Here is a 460-nt window from a genome sequence, read left to right on the forward strand (position 1 = left end):
TGATTGTTTTGGATGTTTAGAGCGAGTCGTTATCCAGCTTAGATTCAACTTATGCATTAACTGATAAATATTTGTTTTTTGGTAGGTTACTGCAAATTGCGATTCAATAAATGTTTGTACATCTCTGCCTTGTAAACGCCCACCTTCTGATTTGATGGCGTTGTCTATGATGTAAGCTTTCACTTGCTCAAGTTGCTCTGGGGTTAGTTTTGATGGTCTTCCTGTTGGGGACTTCGCCTTTAAACCCGCTAAACCATGGTCTAAATATGATTTAATCCAAATGTTTATACTTCTTCTACTTACTTTCAAGAAGCAAGCAATTTCAGTTCTATTCTTTCCCTCAATAAAATGGGAAACAGCAAGTAATTTCAATCGATATCGTGCATTAGATGTCGCGTTAATAAGGCCAGAAAAATCGTGATTCATATCATCTCCTTTGAATATGAACATTAGATCACAT

1 protein-coding gene is annotated in these 460 nt (G+C 36.1%); it reads right to left on the reverse strand.

Going from position 1 to position 460, the window contains the following annotated elements; translation table 11 throughout:
* A partial coding sequence (locus V6256_RS15195) for a helix-turn-helix domain-containing protein (protein ID WP_341599104.1) occupies window positions 1-426 on the reverse strand: 426 nt, incomplete at its 3' end.
* Window positions 427-460: the final 34 nt, after the last annotated feature.

The organism is Psychromonas aquatilis (genome assembly GCF_038155185.1).
Taxonomy (GTDB): domain Bacteria; phylum Pseudomonadota; class Gammaproteobacteria; order Enterobacterales; family Psychromonadaceae; genus Psychromonas; species Psychromonas aquatilis.